The organism is Methanoculleus chikugoensis (assembly GCF_019669965.1).
GTDB classification, from domain to species: Archaea; Halobacteriota; Methanomicrobia; order Methanomicrobiales; family Methanoculleaceae; genus Methanoculleus; species Methanoculleus chikugoensis.
On sequence record NZ_AP019781.1, the window covers coordinates 790,286 to 810,039 of the forward strand.

The window sequence follows — 19,754 nt, forward strand, 5'->3', positions numbered from 1 at the left end:
GTTGGATAGGGGGTGGAACGTCCCTTGCATGCTGGTCATCTCAAGTATTCGATCAGCTCCAGTACTCTCAGGAAAATGATCAGACAAAAAAGCGCCGCACACACAATTCCCATACGGTAGGTATTGCGGATGTACCCCGGTTTTGAGAAAACCGGATGAATCAGGTAGAGAATGACGAAGAACCCTACAAGCGCGACGGCTATAAAATATTTTAAGTCCGAGCCGTAGGATATACCCATAAGGTTGCTCACGGTGAGCATCCAGACCATCAGGGCGATTGGTGCAATATCTCTTTTACGCATCGGTGGAACATGCCTGAAATCGTGGGTATTACATATATTCCCTTCGGTGAGGCCCGGGCAGATCCCGGAGACGGCCTGCGGGTTTGATGGTGGCCCCACTATGCCATCATATCTCCCCATCCCTGCCGATCAAAAATGATAGCGCACAGCGTCAGCACTACCGCTGATCCGGCGGAGTACGAACAATACTATGCATGAGTTCATCCCAAAGCGCTGTTACCGGGAGAGGACACCCGCTCGCACCCGGCGGTGCTCACGCTTACTTTCGGGGCTGTTCCGTGGGATATCCTTCTAGTGCCCCGCTTTTCACTCTCATCTGCGGTTCATTATTGCCGTTTGGATGGTCGATGCCAGGTTATAGACAAAATCGCCTCTTGCAACACTATAATACGGCACCAAAATTGGATTGTACCCTGTCGCATGATAACTCAGGCGTTGTGTATTTCCATGCATCATATTGACCTGATGAAATCCCATCTTCTGCATCTCCTCAAGAAGGCTGACAAATAAGAGCCGATTTGCCCCACTATCCCGAAATTCCTGGTTCGAAGCTGCACTCCAGGCGTATGCCCTTTTGTTATCCCAGATCCAGATGCGGGATGTTAAGATATTTTCAGACTCATCTCGTGCAACCCACATGCCGCCACATTTTTTTCTCTCAGTGAGGCCAAGCATGCTCGTAAAAAAATTCTCTTCAACTGGAGTATCCTGATCTTGACGATCAAATACTTGAGTAAGTAACTTATGATGCGTCGCAACATCATTGAGTTTCTCAATATGCAAACCAGTATCTTCTGCTTTCCTTACTTCTCTTCGAACGCTCTTTGAAAACCTCTCAGGAAAATTGCCCTCTAAATCGATGTAATACGTATACGCCACACTTCCCTTCCAGCCACGCCATAAACAGGGTCGAATATCCGGCAAATCCGGCGAGTTGGTTATGGTTATTGAAGAATAGCGATCTTCCCGGATGCTGTCACAGAGTGTATTGATGATGCCGTGTTGGACCAATTCACTTTCGCGCACTTTTGAGGTGTCCGGGCCCGGGAGGAGAAAACCTCCATATGGGGTGAGCGGTCCCGATGATACCGCATAAGAAACGACCCCGCCCCAGTCTTTTACAAACAGCGAACACCCACCTAACAGTTCATCATTTTTAAAACACCCATAGATTTTGAGTTTACTTGAGGAGGCATCTGCAACCACCTGCAAGTAGTCGGTATTGTGAAAGATGGTTCCTTGAGGAGACTGAACAGCAAGTTCGTTCCACAAACCGTACTCTTGGAACTCAAGAACTCTTGCTTCAAGGTCATTTGCCATCATATCAATCTATCGGCAATTTCCGCCCCGCGCCGTCCCTTCCCCTTACAGTGTCGCGGAATCTTCTCGTAGATCTTCAGCCCCTCCTTCATGCAGGAATCATGCCGGAGAATGGGTGAACCCCCCACGGCAGCGTTCGGTTGCGTCGATGGGGCACCGGGCGACCTCCCGGGTTTTTCCGGCGTCGAGCCGCATATAACCCTCGAACGTGCGGTCCATAACAGCAAGAGGGATCTCTAGGATATCAATCTCTCGGCCGGCCTTGAGGTCATAAGCCTTGAAGGGGTAGCACATCCCGCCCCTGAAACCGATGCCGTCGGCATACCCGATGGTGGCTTCGCCGCAAAACCCCGCTCGGCTGAGGTAGCCGACGACCGGCCGGCCGAGGGCCGCTTCCAGCCGCTGCTTCTGGGCTGCGAGGGCGAGGAAGTAAAAAATCGACCGGGCACCGCACCCCTCCTCAAGGGCCGTGATCTCCCGGAAGTTGAACCAGGGAAGTTCGTTCAACCGGAACTGCCGGGTGCCGGTGAGAGTTTTTGTGATCTCGCCGGCCTTCAGGGGCCGCAATGCATCACACCTTGGGAGCGCGAACCGGTAAACCCCGTCGATACACGGGTGAGGCAGACAGCGAACGGCTGGATATCAGGTCCTCGGGGTGGCAGCCCTGTGCTCGGCGAGGCGGCGTGAGGCCCGGGGCTCAAAGGGCTCACGTGGTTGTTCACATCGTGGGGGAACCGGTCCCGGTCGTCACTGAATGTTTCACTGCACATCTCCGCATAGGTGAAGAGACGCCGTATCTCCGGGTTCTGCCGGAAGATCTCATGCATCTGCATGGTTGCCTTGAGGAAGAGGTTGTTGGTGGCGTTGATATTGAGTTCATCCCGTAACTCTCCATTTCGTGATAGCAAATGCCGGGCGGATCAGGCCGAGGAACGAGGCCTCGTATCGTTCATATCGGGAATTAATCTTCTTGAATGCCTCGATCCGGCTGGAGAACCGTTCGATGGCACTGCGCTTCTTGCAGAGTTCCGAATCGAACCAGACGCCCCTCCCTCGTTTCTGATGCTTCCGGAACCTCTTGCCTGGTATCCGTCTATAATTTTTTGGACCCTCTCTGAGTGCAGGGCGAAACACATATAGCCCCGCCGGGATTGGATAGGAGACAGGGGAATCGCGTGGCAAGTTTCCTCAGCAATATCTTCAAACTGACGACGGGCACCGTGCTCGCGCAGGTCGTCGGCATCCTCCTCATCCCGGTAGTTACGCGGATCTACTCCCCGGAGTATTTCGGCGTCGCCCAGCTCTTCCTCTCTATTGCCGCGGTGCTCGTGGTCATCTCCTCCCTCTCCTACCATTATGTGATCATGCTGCCGGAGAAGGATGAGGACTCCATGAATGTCTCCGTGCTCTGTATCGTCTGTATTTTAGGCACCTCTGCCGCAGCCGGCGCTGTCTTCATCGGGTTTTCAGATTGGCTCGGGGCAGTCTTTGAAACGCCGATGATCGCCGATTATCTCATATGGCTCCCGGTTTTCATCACTTTCAATAGTCTCTTCGTGATCCTGAATCGGTGGCTCTCCCGGAAGGCAAGGTATGGCGTACTCTCCAAGGGCATTGTTGTGAATTCGGTCTCGACACGAGTGCTCCAGATCGGTGGCGGGCTGATCATCGCCTCCCCCCTGGGTCTTATCCTCAGTTCGGTGGCGGGTTTTGCTCTTGCCGACCTCTTCATGCTCTTCGGAACGCAGGAGGACGTCAGCCACTTGAAATCCGTTACGATGAGGCGGATGAGGGAACTTGCCGTCCGGTACAGGGAGTTCGCGTCCTATGGAACCGCAGGAAACCTTGCAAACAGCATGTCCTGGGAATTGCCTGCCTTCATGCTTGCCTACTTCTTCAACCCCACCGTCCTCGGCAACTATGCTCTTGCTATAATGGCAGTAAAACTGCCGATGGCGATGGTGGGAACAGCCATCTCCCAGGTGTTTTATCAGAAAGCGAGCGAGGAGATGAATCAAACCGGTGGTGTGAAGACCGTCGTCCAGGAGGTCCATACGCGGCTTATCGCCGTTGGTATCTTCCCCTTTATCATCTTCATCATCCTTGCCGAGGATCTCTTCACCTTCGTCTTCGGGGCGAACTGGCTTACCGCCGGTACCTATGCACAGATCCTCGCCCCCTGGCTCTTCGCAGTTTTCATTGTCTCGCCGATTACAACGCTGTTCGGAGTTCTGGAGAAACAGAAGACTTATTCATGTTTCGAGGTCATGACCCTATGTGCATGGGTGGTCATCTTCTCTGTCGTCGGCGCCACCGGTAACCCCCTCTTAACCCTTGCTATCTTCTCCATCGGCGGCATGCTCATATGGGGAGCGAAGAGTGTCTACCTCTTACGGGAATCCGGGGCTGGATCCCGGGACAGCATGCTCAGTCTGGGCCGGCACCTGCTGTTGAGCATCATCATCTCTCTTCCTCTTATGCTCGGGGTATATGTCGGGCTCCCGCTCTTACTCCTGTTTGGGATCGCAGGTATAACCGCGGTTGCCTATTATCTTTTGATCTTCTTTACAGATCCTCTGCTTCGTAGCGAACTCATAGGGATGATCCAGGGTTCGATTCCCACAAAGCACATCGATTGGATGGAACGGTTAGGCCTCTTTCGATAGCGGGTTTGAGAAAATTGTCCCCGGATTGGTCGGAGAGGGTGCCGGGATCATCGGGTGAAAGGCGCCCGTAGAGTGTTAAGGACAGGTGCCCCTTGAAGTCAAGGGGGCTGCATTCCGCTCTTCTGCCACCATGCTTCAATCTCTTTGCAGCTCGTCATCCAGGCGCCCTTCTCATGGCCGTACTCCAGGATCTTCCGGTAGAATTGAAGCGGTGCACCGGTCATGAACGTATTATGCCAGAGGATAGTGAGTACGCCGTTATGCCGTTCGACGGTATCGAGAAGGCGCTCTGTCTGAGTCCAGGCCTGCTCCATGTTCAACCGCATGAAGGAAAGCAGTGTCCTGTCCATTATTGCGAGCGGAATCTCCAGGATAGTCATTTCCCTGCTGGTATTTATGTTAAACGGCCGGAACGGGTGGCACATCCCGTTCCGGAACCCGGTGCAGTCCGGGTATCCGAGGGTGGTGTCGTACCGAAACCCTGCTCGTTCCAGCAGTTCCCAGGTGTCCGGCACCCGGAACCTGAGAAAGTGATTTCGATATCCGTTTACTGTCTGATTCAGAACCTTCTCTAATCGCCGCTTCTCTCTCTGCAGCTGCTCAAAGTCACGGTAGGCCTCGCATCCTCCATGCAGGCCGATCTCCCATCCCCCGTCAAGGAGTGTACACATCTCCTGCTCCAGATCCTCGATCGCGTATGTGCAGTCCCTGTCCCCCTTGTCAAGGGCCAGGAAATAGAAACTGGAGGATGCTCCGTAGGATTCTTCGAGAGCGGCAATCCCCTTGAAGTTCCATTCCGGACACTTCTTCGAGCGCAGCTGTGGGACGATCCGGCCGGCACGTGTGAAATCCCTGTTCTTCAGTGCACTCAGGATTTCAAGGCTCTTGGAATGTATGGGCCTGTATACCGTGTCAATATCGTGTGTCAGACAGATTGCGAATGGCTGTGCTTCCGGATATTCGCACTGGTAACCCTTTTCCGTCAACAACTGTGATGCCCGGGGTACGGATATGTCCCGGTGGCAACTCCTGTAGTACGGAAACCGGTCATACCGGTCACGGCTGCACGCATTGTACTCTTCCTTTCTGGTAAACAGGTTCCAGATCTCACTGTCCTGTTTGAGCAGATCTATTCTCTGCAGACGACTCCCTCACGCACACTTGGAATGGGAGATATTATGCTTTTCCTCCCGCCCCCCCAAAAATGGCAGGATCTGGTAAAGCCCTTTTGGCATTATGTTCCCGGATCCTATCATCGATCTCCACTGCTGTCGAGCACAGTCTGAAACGATCATGAGGCCTTGCAGGTTGCGGACTCACTAGACGAGAAGTGATCTCCGACTTCTATTTCAGCCTCATGTCGGCACCTGATAACATGTCGGGGAGGCGGAATCCATACGAGATGCCTGATGGTGATGTGCGGTCCGGCCCTGTTATTATGCACACGCGGGATTTGAAGGTCAGCCCCGCCCGGCAGAGGGTTTTAGGCGACTTCAGCCTTGAGTAAACGGTTACCATATGGAGAACCATGCCCGGGATCGAGTCGACGGCCAATGCATCGGAATGTTCGATTTATCATTTTCAAGCCTTTCCACATCCCATCGCACTGTCGGGTTCCTCTGGTTATTGAGGAGTTCTGTTCATGCCGGCTTCATGATATCGTTCTCTGAGCCGATAGAGTAACGAGGTAGTTTTAGAGAACAGGACTACCCTCGAATATATCGGCAGGTGTTCTGCTCCAAAATCTGTCTTTATTCGAAAACGGGTATTCTTCGGATCCATCTTTTGCCGGCCGAAGGAGATCTTCTGATATCCATTTTCCCACGCCCAATTAAGCCCTTCCCAGAAGAGTGCATAGGTGGGGTGATATGTGTTGGGGAGACTTCGATTCAGGGAGAGATATTGGAAATATGCTGTCTTGCTGGCGGGATGGACGAAGGTGAGCAATCCCCCGGCATATATGTCCCCTTTTGATAACAATGTCACACGCATCTCATCCTGCGAATATGTTTCCAGAAGTTTCTGGAAAAAAGTGAGAGGCAAAATATCTGCGTTTATGCGTATGAGGTTTTCAGCATAATACCGATAAAACGTTTTCACATCTTCCTGCCGGCGGAGTTCACGGATTTCAAATCCCTTCTCATCGAACCTGCGAATAAACTTCCTCTGTCCTTTTCTGGCAGGGAAGTTTTCCCAGATACTGTCTGGTGGTTTCTGCTGTAAATCCAATACCATATTGCCTGTATTGTCGGTGGGATGATGGTTGTATCCTATATGGTCAAACAGCGCTTTATTATTCATATTCAATGAAAAAAACGCGTACTTCGATGCGAACAGAGCAAGTATTTCATTCAGGTCTCGGGGATTGAAATCATCATCCAGCAGGATACTGTTGAATCCTGAATAAGGGATAGGGTCAAGCCCATTTAGAAATACTATTGTGCGATGCCTCAAAGGGAATATGCCGACTATCTTCTGCTCTTTCCGGAGGATCCAGTACTTAAGGTCGATTTTGAGTGTATTTTCCAGTGTACTCTTCCATTTTGTGGTATGGTAAAATGTCCCCTCCGGGCACCGGTTGTTAAACTCATCCCAGGCCCCCGCATTCTCCTCCGACAGTTCTTGTATGGAATAGCCCATGGAAGGGCCATTACTTTTCCGAATGTAAAAAAAACTTTCTATATGACACAATGTGGAGTATTAATGAGTAATGACGGTTTTTTGACTCTGCAGAAAAACCTCGTCGGGGGATCGCACCTTCTCCCCATGTCGGCTGAGCAGTATCCGGGGGCGACTGAAGCCGTTCTACAGAGGCGGTTTTTAACGATTGTGACCATGAAGCAGCCGACATCCGGGGCCGCCCCGAGCCGGCCGAACGGCTGCTCCGCCGATGAGCAGGATCTCTTGATGGCTTTGTTTCCCTCTCTCTCCTTGATCGGCAAGAGACGACCGCAGGCAGCCCTGTGCATGGCCTTGTCCATGAGCGCCTGAGATTTCACTCCGAAATAGTTGTTGCGTCGGTAGGCTAACCTTCTTTTCGAGAGATATTGCTCCTGTTTCCGCCTAGGTACCGTCGCAGCGGAGCAGCCTTCGACGGTAAGACCCTGTGGTTTGAGTTGCCGGTGAAAACCATTGGCAACCACACTCCGTTGAACGAGGGGCGATTGGAGACAGATAGAGTATTTGAGAGGGAATGATTTGAAACTCTTTTCAGTTATCATTCAGTATGCTGCCCCATTTCGAATCAGGGGTCAGAGTTAACTCCAGGATCCTGTATCGTTCTCCGGAGGTGTCGGGAATTATATCTGCAGCAAATGATTTATATAGTATGATGACCTGGACCCTGTCAAATCAGGAGCTTATGCCGGCCGTGCTGCTGGATGAAATGGAACAATGTGATTTGAATCTTGCATTCTTTCCAGGAATAGTCCATAATATGCTGGTAAATCCTGATAATTGCAATGGATGGATTTAATTGCGTGACTGCTGGTCGGTAGCGTCCAGGAGTTAATCTCTTGGTAAAAGTAACGGGGGGAAGTATGAACCAACGTGCAATACCCTGTACCTTCATGGCCCAGGAAGTATACGGATTTACGCGGCCGTCATACGTGTTTCGCGTGCAGAGAGTATGGAATGCGTCTATCAAGACTCCTCTGGTACCTATTGTTAAACAGGTTCCATACGTCGCTCCATTATGGAGGCAGGTTCAGCCGATACTTTCACCTTTAAGCGACGACGCTTGCAGCACAAATCGACCAACCGTTACCCAAAAGGAGGTTATGCCTGTGGAAGAGGTACTCGATCTACAACCCGGTGAATTTGTCCAGGTTCGGTCTTTAGAAGAAATACGCTCCACGCTTGATGAGAATGGGAAATACAAAGGTCTGCTCTTCATGCCGGAAATGGAGGATTTTTGTGGGGAAAAATGCCGCGTATTTAAAAAGGTACGGTCAATCACCCTTGAATCTAACGGTGAAGTAAGAATATTAAGGAGTCCTACGGTTTTCCTGGAGGGGGTCTACTGCGATGGGAAGAGGCACAGTGATTGCGACAGGTCGTGCTTGCTTTTCTGGAGGGAAGCCTGGCTGAAACGGATTGAGCCATGATCCCTCCATTGCTCTTGCACCCCTGATTTTTGTCCTGTTCCGGCAATGCTTTAATTGTCCCACATTCCGCATGTCTTTGATCACAAATAGTAATTTTCATACTCCGTTCCAAGCAACCGGAGTATCTTCCAGAACTCCGGGTTCATGTTCGTAACCAGCACCGTCACCGCCTCTCCCGCTTGGAACCGGAGTTCCCGGACTCCGCGGAAGCGGAAGAACAGCCACTTCAAGGTCGGGTTCTGGGTCTGCTTCTTCGTCTGGCCGGTCACCGTTTCCCCGTTCTCCTGCAGGTTCCGGCGGAGCCGGAACTCGGTCATCGCATAGATGAAGAGACAGAGGACCATGATCATCGCCAGTGCCTGGATCCGGGAGGGTTTCTTGAGAAAGATCTCCGCCACCCGGAACGAGGGATCCTTGAGGAACCGGAACCCCCGCTCCACCGTGCCCTGCTCTTTGTTGTTCGTCAGCAGCTCGTCCGGTGAGAGTTCCCGATCGTTCGTCGCCAGGACAAACCGGCCGAGTTTCTGCCGACGTTGTTCGACAACCAGGGGGTTGTACTCAACCTCTGCAGAGACCGTATAGACCGTCTCCACCGGTTCATCCGCCTTCGGCCTGCCCCGCTTCTTCGTCAGCTTCCGGGTAGTTGCTCGGATGTCCAGAGAGCTAAAACGGAACTGCAGGTGCTCCTGCAGCCACTTCTCGGCGGCGATCCGGGCATCCGGCTCGCAGGCGAACTCCCGTGCGCCGAGTTTCCGGAGCGACGTCTCTGCCTTTTTTCTGTCATTCTCCAGCCTTTTTGCGAATGTCTTCTCCTGCTGCTCCTGCATCGGTGCCGAGTGGTAGACGACCCACTTCTGCGGGATGCCGGCATATTCAGACATATGCTCCGCATATCGGTAGCGATCGTCCGCGCACGGGTGCAGGGGGAGATCGGCGGCGACGAGATCCTTGACCTCGTTCAGGGTCGCTGGTACCCGGCTGATCCAGAAGGTATGAGTGCCGAGCGTCGCGAGGTTCTCGGCCGTATAGAACGCGGCATCGGCGATGTGGTAGACCTTGCCCGGGTGCTGCAGGTTCTCAGTCAGTTGAGTGATGATCGTCAGCAGGGTTTTCTTATCGGACTCGTTCCCGGAGAAGGTCTGCAGAAAGAGCGGGATGCCGTGCTGATCGGTCGCCATTCCGAGGACGAACTGCTTGAGGTCCCACCGACCATCCTTGGGATGGCCGTAGGTGATGGTCATATCGCGGGAGTCGAAGTCGGCGTCATACTCGCCGCTGACGCTGAACGTTGTGGTATCGACGTGGAGGCAGTGCGTGCCGTAGTCGCTGGCGAGGAGGCACTCGGCCACGATTGCGTTGAAGAGCTCGGTCGGACCGTATGCGGCGATCGCGTCGAGTGTCCTGCCCAGGACGTCGTCGTTGAGATGCTCGGTGGTGATGCCCTCGCCGAGGAGCCGGTCGACGGCAATCTCCGAGAAGAACTCCGGATAGAGGTAGAGCCGGCGCTCGACAAAACCAAGACCGTTGAGCACCATGGCTTTGACAATATCCCCGTGGGTGAGGTGGTGGTGCCGCGTCTTGGGAATGGCACGGTCAACGACCTCGGCGATCCCGAGGGTGTCGAAAGCACCGGCAACGATCCCGAGATGGCCGATCGAGACGTTGGAGCCTTCGATGAAGTCAGCAGAGGTGGGCACAGCAGAGGTTTTTCCCGAAAGTACAAGGATCTTGCGGTTTGATATTTCGACTAAGGAGTCAGGTTAGTGCGAAAGGTGGGTTGTGTATGGCATGGCGGCTTACCGGGTCAGGTAGAGCACTACCGCCATTGTGCCGTGTCGGAGATACCCGGTATTCGATTCAAGCGCAGGCTCCTGTTACCCGGATCTTTTGGGGTAATTTTTCTTCGGATCGGCAGGTCACAATAACACTCCGTATCGGAGAAGAATTGTTTTAAGCTTACTTCTTTTGTAAGCCAACATAAATCTTCAGCAACCGCTCCTCCATGTTCTCCCAATTGTACTTTTTTTCATAGGCTTCCCGGCCGTTCTTGCCAAGGTGCTTGCACAGGGCGGGATTTTCTTTGAGCGTAAGGATTGCATGCTTGATCGCGTCAGCGTTCCCGTACGGCACGACGAAGCCGCATTTCTCCTCCCTTACAATCTCAGCCATTGCTGTCCCGTCACTGATCAGGATCGGTTTCCCGCACATCATCGCTTCAAATAGTTTGTTAGGGCTGGCATAACGATTATTTGGGACATCGGGATCGTAGAGGGCGAACAGCAGGTCCGATTGTAACGTCCTCGAAATGACATCATCATAAGGAATTCTTCCGACGAATGTGACATGGGGCTCCTGTTCGCTTATAGACCGTAAATACTCTGCATAGTATCCGAATCCTGCAAATTCGACCAGAACATCCCCAATATCTTTTGCTGCATGAATTACCGATTCGAAATCCCTACCCTCTCCCAGTATTCCGGCATAGAAGATCTTAAACGGCTTCCACTGCTCTTGCCGCATATCCACCGTCGCTAAGTGCCGGGAATCTTCAGGGGAATTATAAATGATGTTGATACCGTTATCCCCGTCTTTTCCAATCTGCCTCAATCGGCTGGGATCTACTACAATGACTGCATCTGCGAATCTCATTAAGTAAATATCAAACGCAGCCACACAATTCCTGACGTATGCGGGCAACACCACCAGATCGGCATAAAAGTCAAAGATGTCGTAGACCAGTTGTTTCCTCTTGGATTTGGCGGCAAGGATGGCAGGGACATATGTGTCAAGATCGGCAGCATGGACAACATCCCAGTCTTCCTTTAACAACCAGAATAACGCGAGAATCCACCAGATCGGGAGATATAGGATTACCCCTTTTTCAACGGGAGCTCTAAATTTCAAGCGCCTAATGGTATAACGGTGCCGTTTTTCTTGAACCGGCGCATTACCGAATCTTTGCCATCCTACCAGCGTCACATCATGACCCGCGTTCGCCAATGTTTTCGCTTCTTTCTCCAGCCTTACATCCGGATCGATGGGATTGGAGCGGAGCATGATAATTTTCATGTATTTCACATTCCTGATGCCTGAACCGGTGGCATGCCGCAGAGACGGGGGTTCATGTCTGAATTGTGCGAACTCAGGTTACCTATCCCCGGAATACGGGGTTTTACTCCGGCTGGGGTCAAGATCTCAAGGAAAATCTGGTTCATCTCACGGGCATGGTGCAGTTCGGTGTCTTCGCCGTGTTGGCGCTTCTGGGGAAGGTATCAAGTGCAGGGGCAATGGACTCCTTCCGGAGCCCTTTGCCGATACTTCCGGGGTATGTTGATCGCCTGTTCAGGTATGCCTCATTAAGAACGGATGCCGGAGTACTGGGATGCGGTGGTGCCGGACCGGAGGTAGGTATCGGAATTGAAACCTTCAGCGAGTTGTCGTTGCTTTTTCCCATAGGACTGAGTATCTCCCAAAGAGAAAATCCTTCCATGCCAGGAGTATGAGATATTCGTTCAACAGTACGTAGTGTATAATTTTGGGAATTGAAGCCACTGAGAAAGCTGTTTCATCTTTCCTCCCGGGTAACAACCGGGATCTCGCAAAAAGAAGTGCAGCAAAAAGGCTTACAAAGAAAGTTAACGTGAGAATAAGGTGTGCCAGTGCAACCTGAAGATCCCCTATGACCAGATAGAGTATTGGGATAGTCAGGATCATGAAGGGAGAAATCATGGTCAGTGCCTTATGTGAGGGGAAGATCAATCTTCGATACCAGTCTTTTGCGGATATCAGGAACTTTCCATGTTTAAATAGAATCTGGATTGTCCCGATGCTCGTCCGCTTTCTTTGTTTGATCTGATCCTCCGGCGTGGTGGGAGCGGGTTCGTATACGATCGCACCGGGCTCGTAAACGATTTTATATCCTTTTTCTTTGATGGAGACGCACATGTCTAAATCTTCAGTAAGCATCCGGACATCGGCATCGACGAGGTCTTTCCTCCATGCGTTGATCTCCCCGTGGAAGGTACATGCCGAGTCCAGCGCGGATTCACCGACCCGCATCATGTATTCCAGATCCCAGTAGAAAGAGGTAGAGGCCGCAAGAGAATTTTCTGGATTTGCAACACAGTATTTACCCCCTACGGCCCCTACTTTTGGATCCTTGAAGTGCGGCATGATTTCTCGGAGTACGTTCGGGTCAAAGGCTGCGTTTGCATCGGTCACCAAGACGAAATCTCCTCTTGCTGCCCTCTTTCCGAAGTTTATTGCGGATGCTTTCCCACGCCTCTCTTTTTCCCGAATGATCTTCACTGGCGGATTGTGATCCCCATAACTTTGCAGGAGATCTTGCACGACGCCGACGGTTCCGTCAAGAGAACCGGAATCAACCACAATGATCTCGTAGTTCTCTCCGGGATAATTAAGGTTCAAAAGGTTCTCTATCCGCTGTGCAATAACGGTCTCTTCGTTATACGTCGGAACCAGGATCGAGACGAACGGTTGGTACGTATAATCCACGACCCTGGGTTTTGCCCTAAGAGCGACGGTTGCCATTAATAGGGGATATCCTACAAACTGCCAGATCAACAACGCCGACACGCCGACGATTACAAAGAGCCATAATAATGTCATCTCTCCTTCACCTCATAAAACCGCATTTTTACTGCTGATGTTATGTGAGGAGGCCGCATTGTGTTTATTGCCGCATTGTGTTCATTTCCCGTCATCCGATCTCCTTTAATGCACCAGCATGCTTGGCATGAACCTCAGGGCCGACATCGAGGCTCCTTGGCTTCGCCGTCCCGAATAACCGGCACATACCGATTGTCCAGGGTTGTGCTCTTCGGGCGGCCAATCGATCTTATCGGTTACCGTCTACGACACATGCTGCAGAAAATTTTGTTGATATCGAAGAACGTTTTTGAAGTGATTTTCTTTACCGCGTTAGCTGAAATCTCGAATGCGACAGAGAGTATTGGTCGGGCCCGGTTCGTGCAGAAGGTTCCCCATAGACTACTCATCGCATATGGTGTCGGATCCCCTGCGGTCGGAACCAGTTCTTTCATGGGCAGGTGCTGTGGTAATGTCGGGCAGGTGTCCATCGGGTTACACTGCCATGTTAGCAAAAGGATATATATCTTTCTCAGCAGGCCCTTTTGCGTGGAAACGAGCCCCTTGCTCCTCAAAGCAGGTCTGTCCTCCGGTTAATTTTCCTATGTTTTCCGGTGAAGCAGGGCATGAGATATCCATAGGTTCAATTTTTCGGAGCGTTTCGGGTAGAGAGTTATGGATCAGGGTTAAGTGTAGCCTTTTTTCGTGATGAGCAATTTGCCGTTGCGGAGTGAGTGCGAACGGAGTTATTGGCTTTGTATGGGTTGGCCTGCACGGTAAGTATCGATGACCCGATGGCGTCCTGCTCCCTGTTTTGAAAAACTCCGGGCAATGATGCGTCGATGCCGGATCCGGATTGCAGCTTGACGGATGCGTTGAGTAAATCGAAAAGACGCGCCTTTCCTGCATACTTCAGTGCATGAAGCGATAGAGATCGATGCCCTCATTCGAGTAAATCTTGTCCTTAGAGGAAAGTTGAAGCGTGATATACCGGATGTTTTCCTCTGTCGGGAGATAGGGCTGGTTATTCTCCGGATCAAATCCAGCGCTCTTCCCGTAGAGTAACCCACCTTTCCGGAACTGCTCATACGGAATAATAATGTATCCGCTCTTGCCCGATACCGTCAGATTATCCTGCATCCAGTGAAGGGTGTAATAAGGCAATCCCGGAATTTCCGGCTCGTACCTACCCTGCCTGGCGAAGAAACGGCTCGTATAGTAATCCGAGAACAGGGAAGAGTCCCCGGGTACCGTCTCCAGCACGTGGTTGAATCCGGCGATCTCATCCTGTTCGAAGGAGTACCGTTGGTACGACGGCTCATGCTTGACAAGCCCCAGGGAACCGATGCCGTAGAGAACAACCAGAGCAATCAGCAGTGTTCCAACCAGTTTTGGCGATATCTTCATAGTTGATAGATGTCTGGTGAGGATGTATATCCCAACGCCCATAACGATGGCAAGAAACGGCAGAAACAGAAATGCAAACCTGTCGATTCGGAGTATCTGCATAAACTGGAATACTACGGAAAGGATGTTCGGAACGTTCAGGAGGATCGCTATCATTCCGAAAATCCCGAATACTACTGAGTATCTCGGCTGCTGCTTCCATAGGAGATAAAGCATTCCCATCACGCCAAAAAATACAACAAACAACGTATCAAGGTTGTCCGTTAGGAAACTGAGACCCAGATTTACCACCCCGGATAGAATAATCGTTTGATACAGCGCCGGATCGACGCGTGGGAGTATCTGTTCAAAGAAAGAATAGGCAGTGAAGGTCCAGTAACAGGCAAACAGGGTGATGGGCACCATCAAGAGGATCAGGTTCACATGCCTTCTATCGTGAATGAATCTCTCGATACCAAAGAGGAGCCCGAGCAGGATGATGATCATCGGAGTGGAGATCTGGTGGACTAAAAGAATGAAGATGAGTACGACCACAACGCAGAATCTCTGGCCTGTGGACCTCGTGATGACACGTTCTGAGTTAGCCTTTGGTTTTTCCAGGGAATAAAGCAGGTACAGGAGGATGAGAAACCCGACATAGGCGAGGGTTCTGGTCACCATATATGTGCCGTAGTATATGACGTCGGCATTCATGGCATAGATAAGAGCAATCATAAGAGAGATCTGTTCATTGTGAAAGATGCCGTTGACCAGAAGATACAGGAACAACACTGTTGTAACGTAGATCAGGCAGGTGACGATGAACAGAGCGGTCTGAATATCCAGACCCAGGATTTGCGATGATAGGGACATAAATACGTGATACAGGGGGAAATAGGCATAATCTCCGAGCCCTCCTGAGATTACATGCCCGGAAAGGAGGGTTACGGCGGACATGTAGATGTGCGGCATTGTGTCCGTAGCCCCGAAGTACAGGGCTGATCTGAGTGTATAACTGTAAATCGTGACTGCAAGGACGAGCATGATCTCAAAGAGCACAACCGCAGGAAGTATCCTCCGTGATAAAGTCTGGAGAAATATTATAGCGTACGGGATAATCACCGCTCCAAGGCTCAATTTCGGTTCGACCGGGGCCGCGAACAGGAGCAGGATGGAAAACGTATAGGCTAGTAAAAAGAGTGTTACCGACGTCGAAGAGGAACAGGGGAACAACGTCACCTTCGTTAAGAGGTCGATATCGGTTTTCTTAATGAGAATGAATGCAGCGGATGCGATGAATACCGGTATTGCCATAATTGAGCCGTTGATCAGGTAGCCCGTCATGCCAAACATGTAGCAGGAGATTGCCCCTACGATGTAGGCAAACAACACCAGATATGGAAAAAAACAGGCCGTTCTCTCCAGTAACCGAATCTTCATTCCGGATCCTGTTCCTCTCTCTAGATGGTAGCGCCTTCAGCAGTCAACCATAATAAATTTCACCTTTCTTCCTGGAGGTGAGCCAAACACCCCGCGATGGATATGGATCTTTGGGGAGGTTGATCATCCGAGCGTGTCGTTCCATATATTTCCCCATGATATCCCCTCTATGTCCGCTCGCCGATCGCCTGTTTCCGCAACGAACGCGTAAATACCCGGCCTCATCCAGACGCCTTTCTCAATCGTTCCAATCTGGTTATCGGTGAGAGCGAGCTTGCCGTCGTCTTGAAAGAGATGGGGGAACAAGAGATCGCCCTGGAAATGAACCGGAAGTGCGCGGTCCCGGAAGACATGTAGCTCGAATTGGCCGATCATTACGGCGTGCCGCTTATCAGGGGGTCGGATCTTCACGCCGTGGAAGACCTTTCTGCCGTTTAAGTGGCTCTTGCGGTTGTGCTGAGCCGCGAGGTGTGGAATGTTACCTTCCGGTCGAGAGGTTGCAAGGGTCCGCGGGGACCGAGAGAACCCGGGTCTTCACCTGCGATGAGGGTACTTAAAAGCCCATTGCGACGGCCTTCACCGGCTATCCTGATTGGCCGATAGATGTACCCGGCATTATAGCGGCGACGAACGACCGTTCCAGAGTCGATTGTACAACCTGAAGTATTCCGGACCCACAGTATTAAATGTGAATTGAGCACTGAGAGTGAGTGCATCCTCCATCATCCTCCTGCACCTCTCGGGATCGGTCGCCAGATCTCGAAGGCTTGAGACGATCTCCTCTTCGGGGGTATACCGGTCAAACAGGAGCGAACATGAAGATACACTCTCAGGCGATTCAATGGATGCTCGCATTACCGGAATCGCCCCGCAACGGAGATACTCATACAACTTGTTTGGAGAACTTTTGATCCAGTACGTGGTCTCCGGGTCAATGAAGAGAAGACCGATGTGACAGTCCTCGGTGAGTCTCTGGGCCATGTTCCTGCCCACGTATCCCAGGTGAAAATGAAACCGCGTGCCGTATTTTTCCCGCAATGGTATCATCATCTGCTGTAACTCCTCATCATTACCGTAGGATGGTCCGCCGATGAAGAATGTGGTCTCTGGGATATGGGCCAGTATATCCGCGGCGATCTTCAGCATGAGCCGGACGTCCCGGTCATGTGGGTTGAGAGAGCCGATGTAAAGGAGATTAAATGCAGAGTTGTTCTCCGACATGAGAATCTTTTCACGGATACGTGCCTCATCGTATGTATCAGTAAGGGGAAAATTTGGGATATGCGTGTGTTCTGCTCTTGGAAAGAGCAACCTGGGATCCGATTCCCCCCCCAAACTGGCATGGGCGACTCCGTCGACCGCATCCTCTGCAAGAAGCTCGTACAATCTGTGGCGGGTTAGCGTTGGCAGTTGGGTTCTCTTATTGAATACTTCGTAAAACTCGTGCCTATCGTAGACAATCCTTGCGCTCTGGAAAAGTTTTCTCTTCATCATAGTTGCAATTTTCAGGAGGCAGGGGTCGTGGACGTGTAGTACCGCCGGGGCGGTTAGATCTACACCTAGTTCTTTCAATATCCATTTTATCCTGGAATAAAAACAGAAGGGGAGGAGATATTTCATATTAAATACACAGAAATTCAATGGACGCATATGGGAGGATGGAGGGGAGATCCTGAAACCTTTCTCGCCGTAGAGGGAGAAATGGCCTGACTCCAGGGTAGGATCGAAGAGACTGAAGTGCAGGCGAAAGACACGCTCGTTATTTTGCAGTAGATATCTTATGTGCCGACCAACGCGCCCATCTTCCGGAGGGTGTTCATCAAGGACGATGAAGTTCATCGACAGACCATTTCGCCTGCCCTATATATAGCTTAGGTGCCTTCCAGTTCTTTTACCCATTGTTGGGGTATCAGTTCTGCGTGTATAGCGTGTTAGGCGATAGAGTTCGCCTTATAACACTATAATGTCATCATGCACATCGGACAGAACTGCCTAAATGTGAGTGTTCACGGTGTTTCCGTCATCGGTGCACGGACGGCTGCAGATTCCCGGATCCGCGACACGACAAAAAAGGATGAGGGCCGTTACGACAGACTGGTCGAGATGATACGCTGGTTAAGCGTCGACAGGATCTGGCCGTTCGGTCCCTTGTTCTCACCGATGTACATGCGCGTGCTGAGTTGGCTGGTTGTAACGCCGGTTCGCCCGATTGGATCGCCGGTATACTTGATCCAGTTGTGGTCGATGTAGGCCCCTGTTTTGGGGATCCCCCGGACGGCAATACAGTAATCGGTTGTGCTGATAGCTTCGAACGTGTTGTGATGGATGATCAGCCTGTCGCCGGCGACGTTCCCGGATGCCGTACTTACTCCGTGCATGTCAACCACGTGCGCATTGTTACTCTTCGGGAAGTTGTACCCGAACAGGTTGTATCGCACCTCGTATCCGTTATTAACATGACCGTCACCCACGATTGCGTGCCGGCAGTAGTCGAAGTAATTCGCTTCGATCAGGGATGCTGAACCATTGGCCACAATGATGCCATATCCAAGACCGTTCATCTGGCAATGGTGTATGTTGTTGTGGTGGAAGTATCCGCCGCTCTTCATGTCGGATCCCCCTCCTGTGCCGTAGACCCCTATTCCGGCACCGCTCCAGCCCCAGATCTCACAGTTGTCAACTTCCGTTCGATAGGAGGCATAAATCCCAAGAGCTGGTGGATTCACATTCTCGGTTGTCATGTCCGGACCTTCCAGACGGATCCCGGTGATCCTGGTATTCTCCCCGCCTGTGACAAGCCCGGTCGGATACCGTGAGTTGGCCGCTCTCGTCAGAAAGATTTTTCCGCCGGGAGAAATTGGAGTTTCATTCCTGCAGGAGCCTTCGAGGATTGAGATGCACATTCCGCCTGATGCTGTCGGGTCCGGGAGTTTCCTCATCGGAGGCGATGTTAAGCCGGATTCCGCTTCCAACCATATGTGATCTTCTTTTTCATGTTCTTTTATGGCAGCATCGGGGACAAGGTCCGGATCTGCTGTAATAAAGAGTCTGTCGAGTTTCGATCCATTCTCCCGCCCCCGGATAACCAGGCAATGTTGCCCGGAAGACAGATTGTGGCTTCCTTCGCGATTCCAGCTCCAATTTGAACTACCTTCAAGGTTCCAATGTCGACTCTCCTTTTCATCCATTGAAACCCAGAGGGATTTGCCGTTCTCCCGGGGTGCAGAAGTAAGGCCCCAAAGGACGTAATTTCCTGGTTTACTGATGTTAAATGAATATGCCGCCGATCCGGCCGTGCTTCTGGCTCCCCTGTTGCTGGCAAGGGTTACACCGGCAGGGATGACAACTTCGGGTGTATCTGTAAGATCGATGTTGACCATTTCATCGATATATATCACATCTCCTTGCTCTGCGTTCTGAAGGGCAGTGAGCAGCTCATCTGCGGTTGTGACGGTATAGTTCACCGCTGGATCCGTCGGAGTGATTATATCATGATAGGCATACCCTCCGCCGATGGGGCTGCCGGTGGGATTCGATTCGGCACCAAACGTCGGGAGTTGGTTGAGTGCTGCAGATGCCAATGCCGAGTTAACCCTGAAGGGAAATGAGAGGGAATTCACGGGATCTGTCTTTTCCGGTTCAAGAGAATGCAGTGTGTTGCCGGCTCGCTCGCCAATAATCATGAACGGTATATTTTCTTGGGCACCAAAGGGATCAAAAAGGGAGTTTCTCAATTCCTGGATTCCGTGTTCTCCGCTCTTCATAAATGCATGATGATCATCTCCGACCGCTAGTTGAGTGAGCAGTGCTATGCTGAACAGAGTCAGAACAATGACCACTTTTTTGTGACACATCCATCTCGCGCCTTATACCTTCTGTTGTGAAAATGTTTTTGCTCCGGGTTTTTGGTCGGACAGGTGTCAGAC

At 51.5% G+C, this 19,754-nt stretch carries 17 protein-coding genes; 5 read left to right on the forward strand and 12 right to left on the reverse strand.

Annotated elements, in window-relative coordinates; translation table 11 throughout:
- Positions 1–35 precede the first annotated feature (35 nt).
- From MchiMG62_RS04120 to MchiMG62_RS04130, 3 genes are all read right to left on the reverse strand, one after another.
- Positions 36–422, reverse strand: a complete 387-nt coding sequence (locus MchiMG62_RS04120) for a DUF8044 family membrane protein (RefSeq protein ID WP_221058005.1) — start codon at positions 420–422, stop codon at positions 36–38.
- A gap of 192 nt (positions 423–614) precedes the next feature.
- Positions 615–1,625, reverse strand: coding sequence for a GNAT family N-acetyltransferase (locus MchiMG62_RS04125; protein WP_221058006.1), 1,011 nt, complete (start codon positions 1,623–1,625; stop codon positions 615–617).
- 96 nt (positions 1,626–1,721) lie between these two features.
- On the reverse strand, positions 1,722–2,189 hold the full coding sequence (locus tag MchiMG62_RS04130; RefSeq protein WP_221058007.1) for a polysaccharide deacetylase family protein: 468 nt from the start codon (positions 2,187–2,189) through the stop codon (positions 1,722–1,724).
- A gap of 143 nt (positions 2,190–2,332) precedes the next feature.
- Here MchiMG62_RS04130 and MchiMG62_RS04135 point away from each other — a divergent pair, with 143 nt between their 5' ends.
- Positions 2,333–2,509 (forward strand): hypothetical protein, encoded by a 177-nt coding sequence (locus tag MchiMG62_RS04135; protein WP_221058008.1) that lies wholly within the window; start codon positions 2,333–2,335, stop codon positions 2,507–2,509.
- 288 nt (positions 2,510–2,797) lie between these two features.
- On the forward strand, positions 2,798–4,288 hold the full coding sequence (locus MchiMG62_RS04140; RefSeq protein ID WP_221058009.1) for a lipopolysaccharide biosynthesis protein: 1,491 nt from the start codon (positions 2,798–2,800) through the stop codon (positions 4,286–4,288).
- 98 nt (positions 4,289–4,386) lie between these two features.
- Here the strand turns inward: MchiMG62_RS04140 and MchiMG62_RS04145 are convergent, their stop codons facing one another.
- Both MchiMG62_RS04145 and MchiMG62_RS04150 read right to left on the reverse strand, forming a co-directional pair.
- Positions 4,387–5,274 (reverse strand): polysaccharide deacetylase family protein, encoded by an 888-nt coding sequence (locus MchiMG62_RS04145; RefSeq protein ID WP_244987793.1) that lies wholly within the window; start codon positions 5,272–5,274, stop codon positions 4,387–4,389.
- A gap of 637 nt (positions 5,275–5,911) precedes the next feature.
- On the reverse strand, positions 5,912–6,928 hold the full coding sequence (locus tag MchiMG62_RS04150; protein ID WP_221058010.1) for a GNAT family N-acetyltransferase: 1,017 nt from the start codon (positions 6,926–6,928) through the stop codon (positions 5,912–5,914).
- Between the two features lie 63 nt (positions 6,929–6,991).
- Between MchiMG62_RS04150 and MchiMG62_RS04155 the strand changes: the two genes are divergently transcribed.
- From MchiMG62_RS04155 to MchiMG62_RS04165, 3 genes are all read left to right on the forward strand, one after another.
- A complete protein-coding gene (locus MchiMG62_RS04155; protein WP_221058011.1) occupies positions 6,992–7,279 on the forward strand; it encodes a hypothetical protein in 288 nt (95 codons plus the stop codon).
- A gap of 337 nt (positions 7,280–7,616) precedes the next feature.
- Positions 7,617–7,763 carry a hypothetical protein gene (locus MchiMG62_RS04160; protein ID WP_221058012.1) on the forward strand — a complete coding sequence of 49 codons (147 nt, stop codon included), beginning with the start codon at positions 7,617–7,619 and terminating at the stop codon, positions 7,761–7,763.
- Between the two features lie 310 nt (positions 7,764–8,073).
- Positions 8,074–8,394, forward strand: a complete 321-nt coding sequence (locus MchiMG62_RS04165) for a hypothetical protein (RefSeq protein WP_221058013.1) — start codon at positions 8,074–8,076, stop codon at positions 8,392–8,394.
- An 80-nt stretch (positions 8,395–8,474) separates the two neighbouring features.
- Here the strand turns inward: MchiMG62_RS04165 and MchiMG62_RS04170 are convergent, their stop codons facing one another.
- From MchiMG62_RS04170 to MchiMG62_RS04200, 7 genes are all read right to left on the reverse strand, one after another.
- The gene (locus tag MchiMG62_RS04170; protein ID WP_221058633.1) at positions 8,475–10,070 is read right to left on the reverse strand and encodes an IS1634 family transposase; all 1,596 of its coding nucleotides are present in this window, start codon (positions 10,068–10,070) and stop codon (positions 8,475–8,477) included.
- A gap of 280 nt (positions 10,071–10,350) precedes the next feature.
- Positions 10,351–11,463: a glycosyltransferase family 4 protein gene (locus MchiMG62_RS04175; RefSeq protein WP_221058014.1), complete on the reverse strand. Its 1,113-nt coding sequence runs from the start codon at positions 11,461–11,463 to the stop codon at positions 10,351–10,353.
- 357 nt (positions 11,464–11,820) lie between these two features.
- A complete protein-coding gene (locus tag MchiMG62_RS04180; RefSeq protein WP_221058015.1) occupies positions 11,821–13,023 on the reverse strand; it encodes a glycosyltransferase in 1,203 nt (400 codons plus the stop codon).
- Positions 13,024–13,914: 891 nt separating this feature from the next.
- Positions 13,915–15,828, reverse strand: coding sequence for a glycosyltransferase family protein (locus tag MchiMG62_RS04185; RefSeq protein WP_221058016.1), 1,914 nt, complete (start codon positions 15,826–15,828; stop codon positions 13,915–13,917).
- Positions 15,829–15,951: 123 nt separating this feature from the next.
- Positions 15,952–16,239, reverse strand: a complete 288-nt coding sequence (locus MchiMG62_RS04190; protein WP_221058017.1) for a hypothetical protein — start codon at positions 16,237–16,239, stop codon at positions 15,952–15,954.
- Positions 16,240–16,443: 204 nt separating this feature from the next.
- Positions 16,444–17,667: a glycosyltransferase family protein gene (locus MchiMG62_RS04195; RefSeq protein ID WP_221058018.1), complete on the reverse strand. Its 1,224-nt coding sequence runs from the start codon at positions 17,665–17,667 to the stop codon at positions 16,444–16,446.
- A 245-nt stretch (positions 17,668–17,912) separates the two neighbouring features.
- Positions 17,913–19,667, reverse strand: a complete 1,755-nt coding sequence (locus tag MchiMG62_RS04200; RefSeq protein ID WP_221058019.1) for a right-handed parallel beta-helix repeat-containing protein — start codon at positions 19,665–19,667, stop codon at positions 17,913–17,915.
- Between the last annotated feature and the right edge of the window lie 87 nt (positions 19,668–19,754).

Coding starts and splice junctions, on each gene's coding strand:
- MchiMG62_RS04120 (WP_221058005.1), bottom strand. CDS start 422: ATGGGGAGATATGATGGCATAGTGGGGCCACCATCAAACCCGCAGGCC.
- MchiMG62_RS04125 (WP_221058006.1), bottom strand. CDS start 1,625: ATGATGGCAAATGACCTTGAAGCAAGAGTTCTTGAGTTCCAAGAGTAC.
- MchiMG62_RS04150 (WP_221058010.1), bottom strand. CDS start 6,928: ATGGGCTATTCCATACAAGAACTGTCGGAGGAGAATGCGGGGGCCTGG.
- MchiMG62_RS04155 (WP_221058011.1), top strand. CDS start 6,992: ATGAGTAATGACGGTTTTTTGACTCTGCAGAAAAACCTCGTCGGGGGA.
- MchiMG62_RS04160 (WP_221058012.1), top strand. CDS start 7,617: ATGATGACCTGGACCCTGTCAAATCAGGAGCTTATGCCGGCCGTGCTG.
- MchiMG62_RS04175 (WP_221058014.1), bottom strand. CDS start 11,463: ATGAAAATTATCATGCTCCGCTCCAATCCCATCGATCCGGATGTAAGG.
- MchiMG62_RS04180 (WP_221058015.1), bottom strand. CDS start 13,023: ATGACATTATTATGGCTCTTTGTAATCGTCGGCGTGTCGGCGTTGTTG.
- MchiMG62_RS04185 (WP_221058016.1), bottom strand. CDS start 15,828: ATGAAGATTCGGTTACTGGAGAGAACGGCCTGTTTTTTTCCATATCTG.
- MchiMG62_RS04195 (WP_221058018.1), bottom strand. CDS start 17,667: ATGAACTTCATCGTCCTTGATGAACACCCTCCGGAAGATGGGCGCGTT.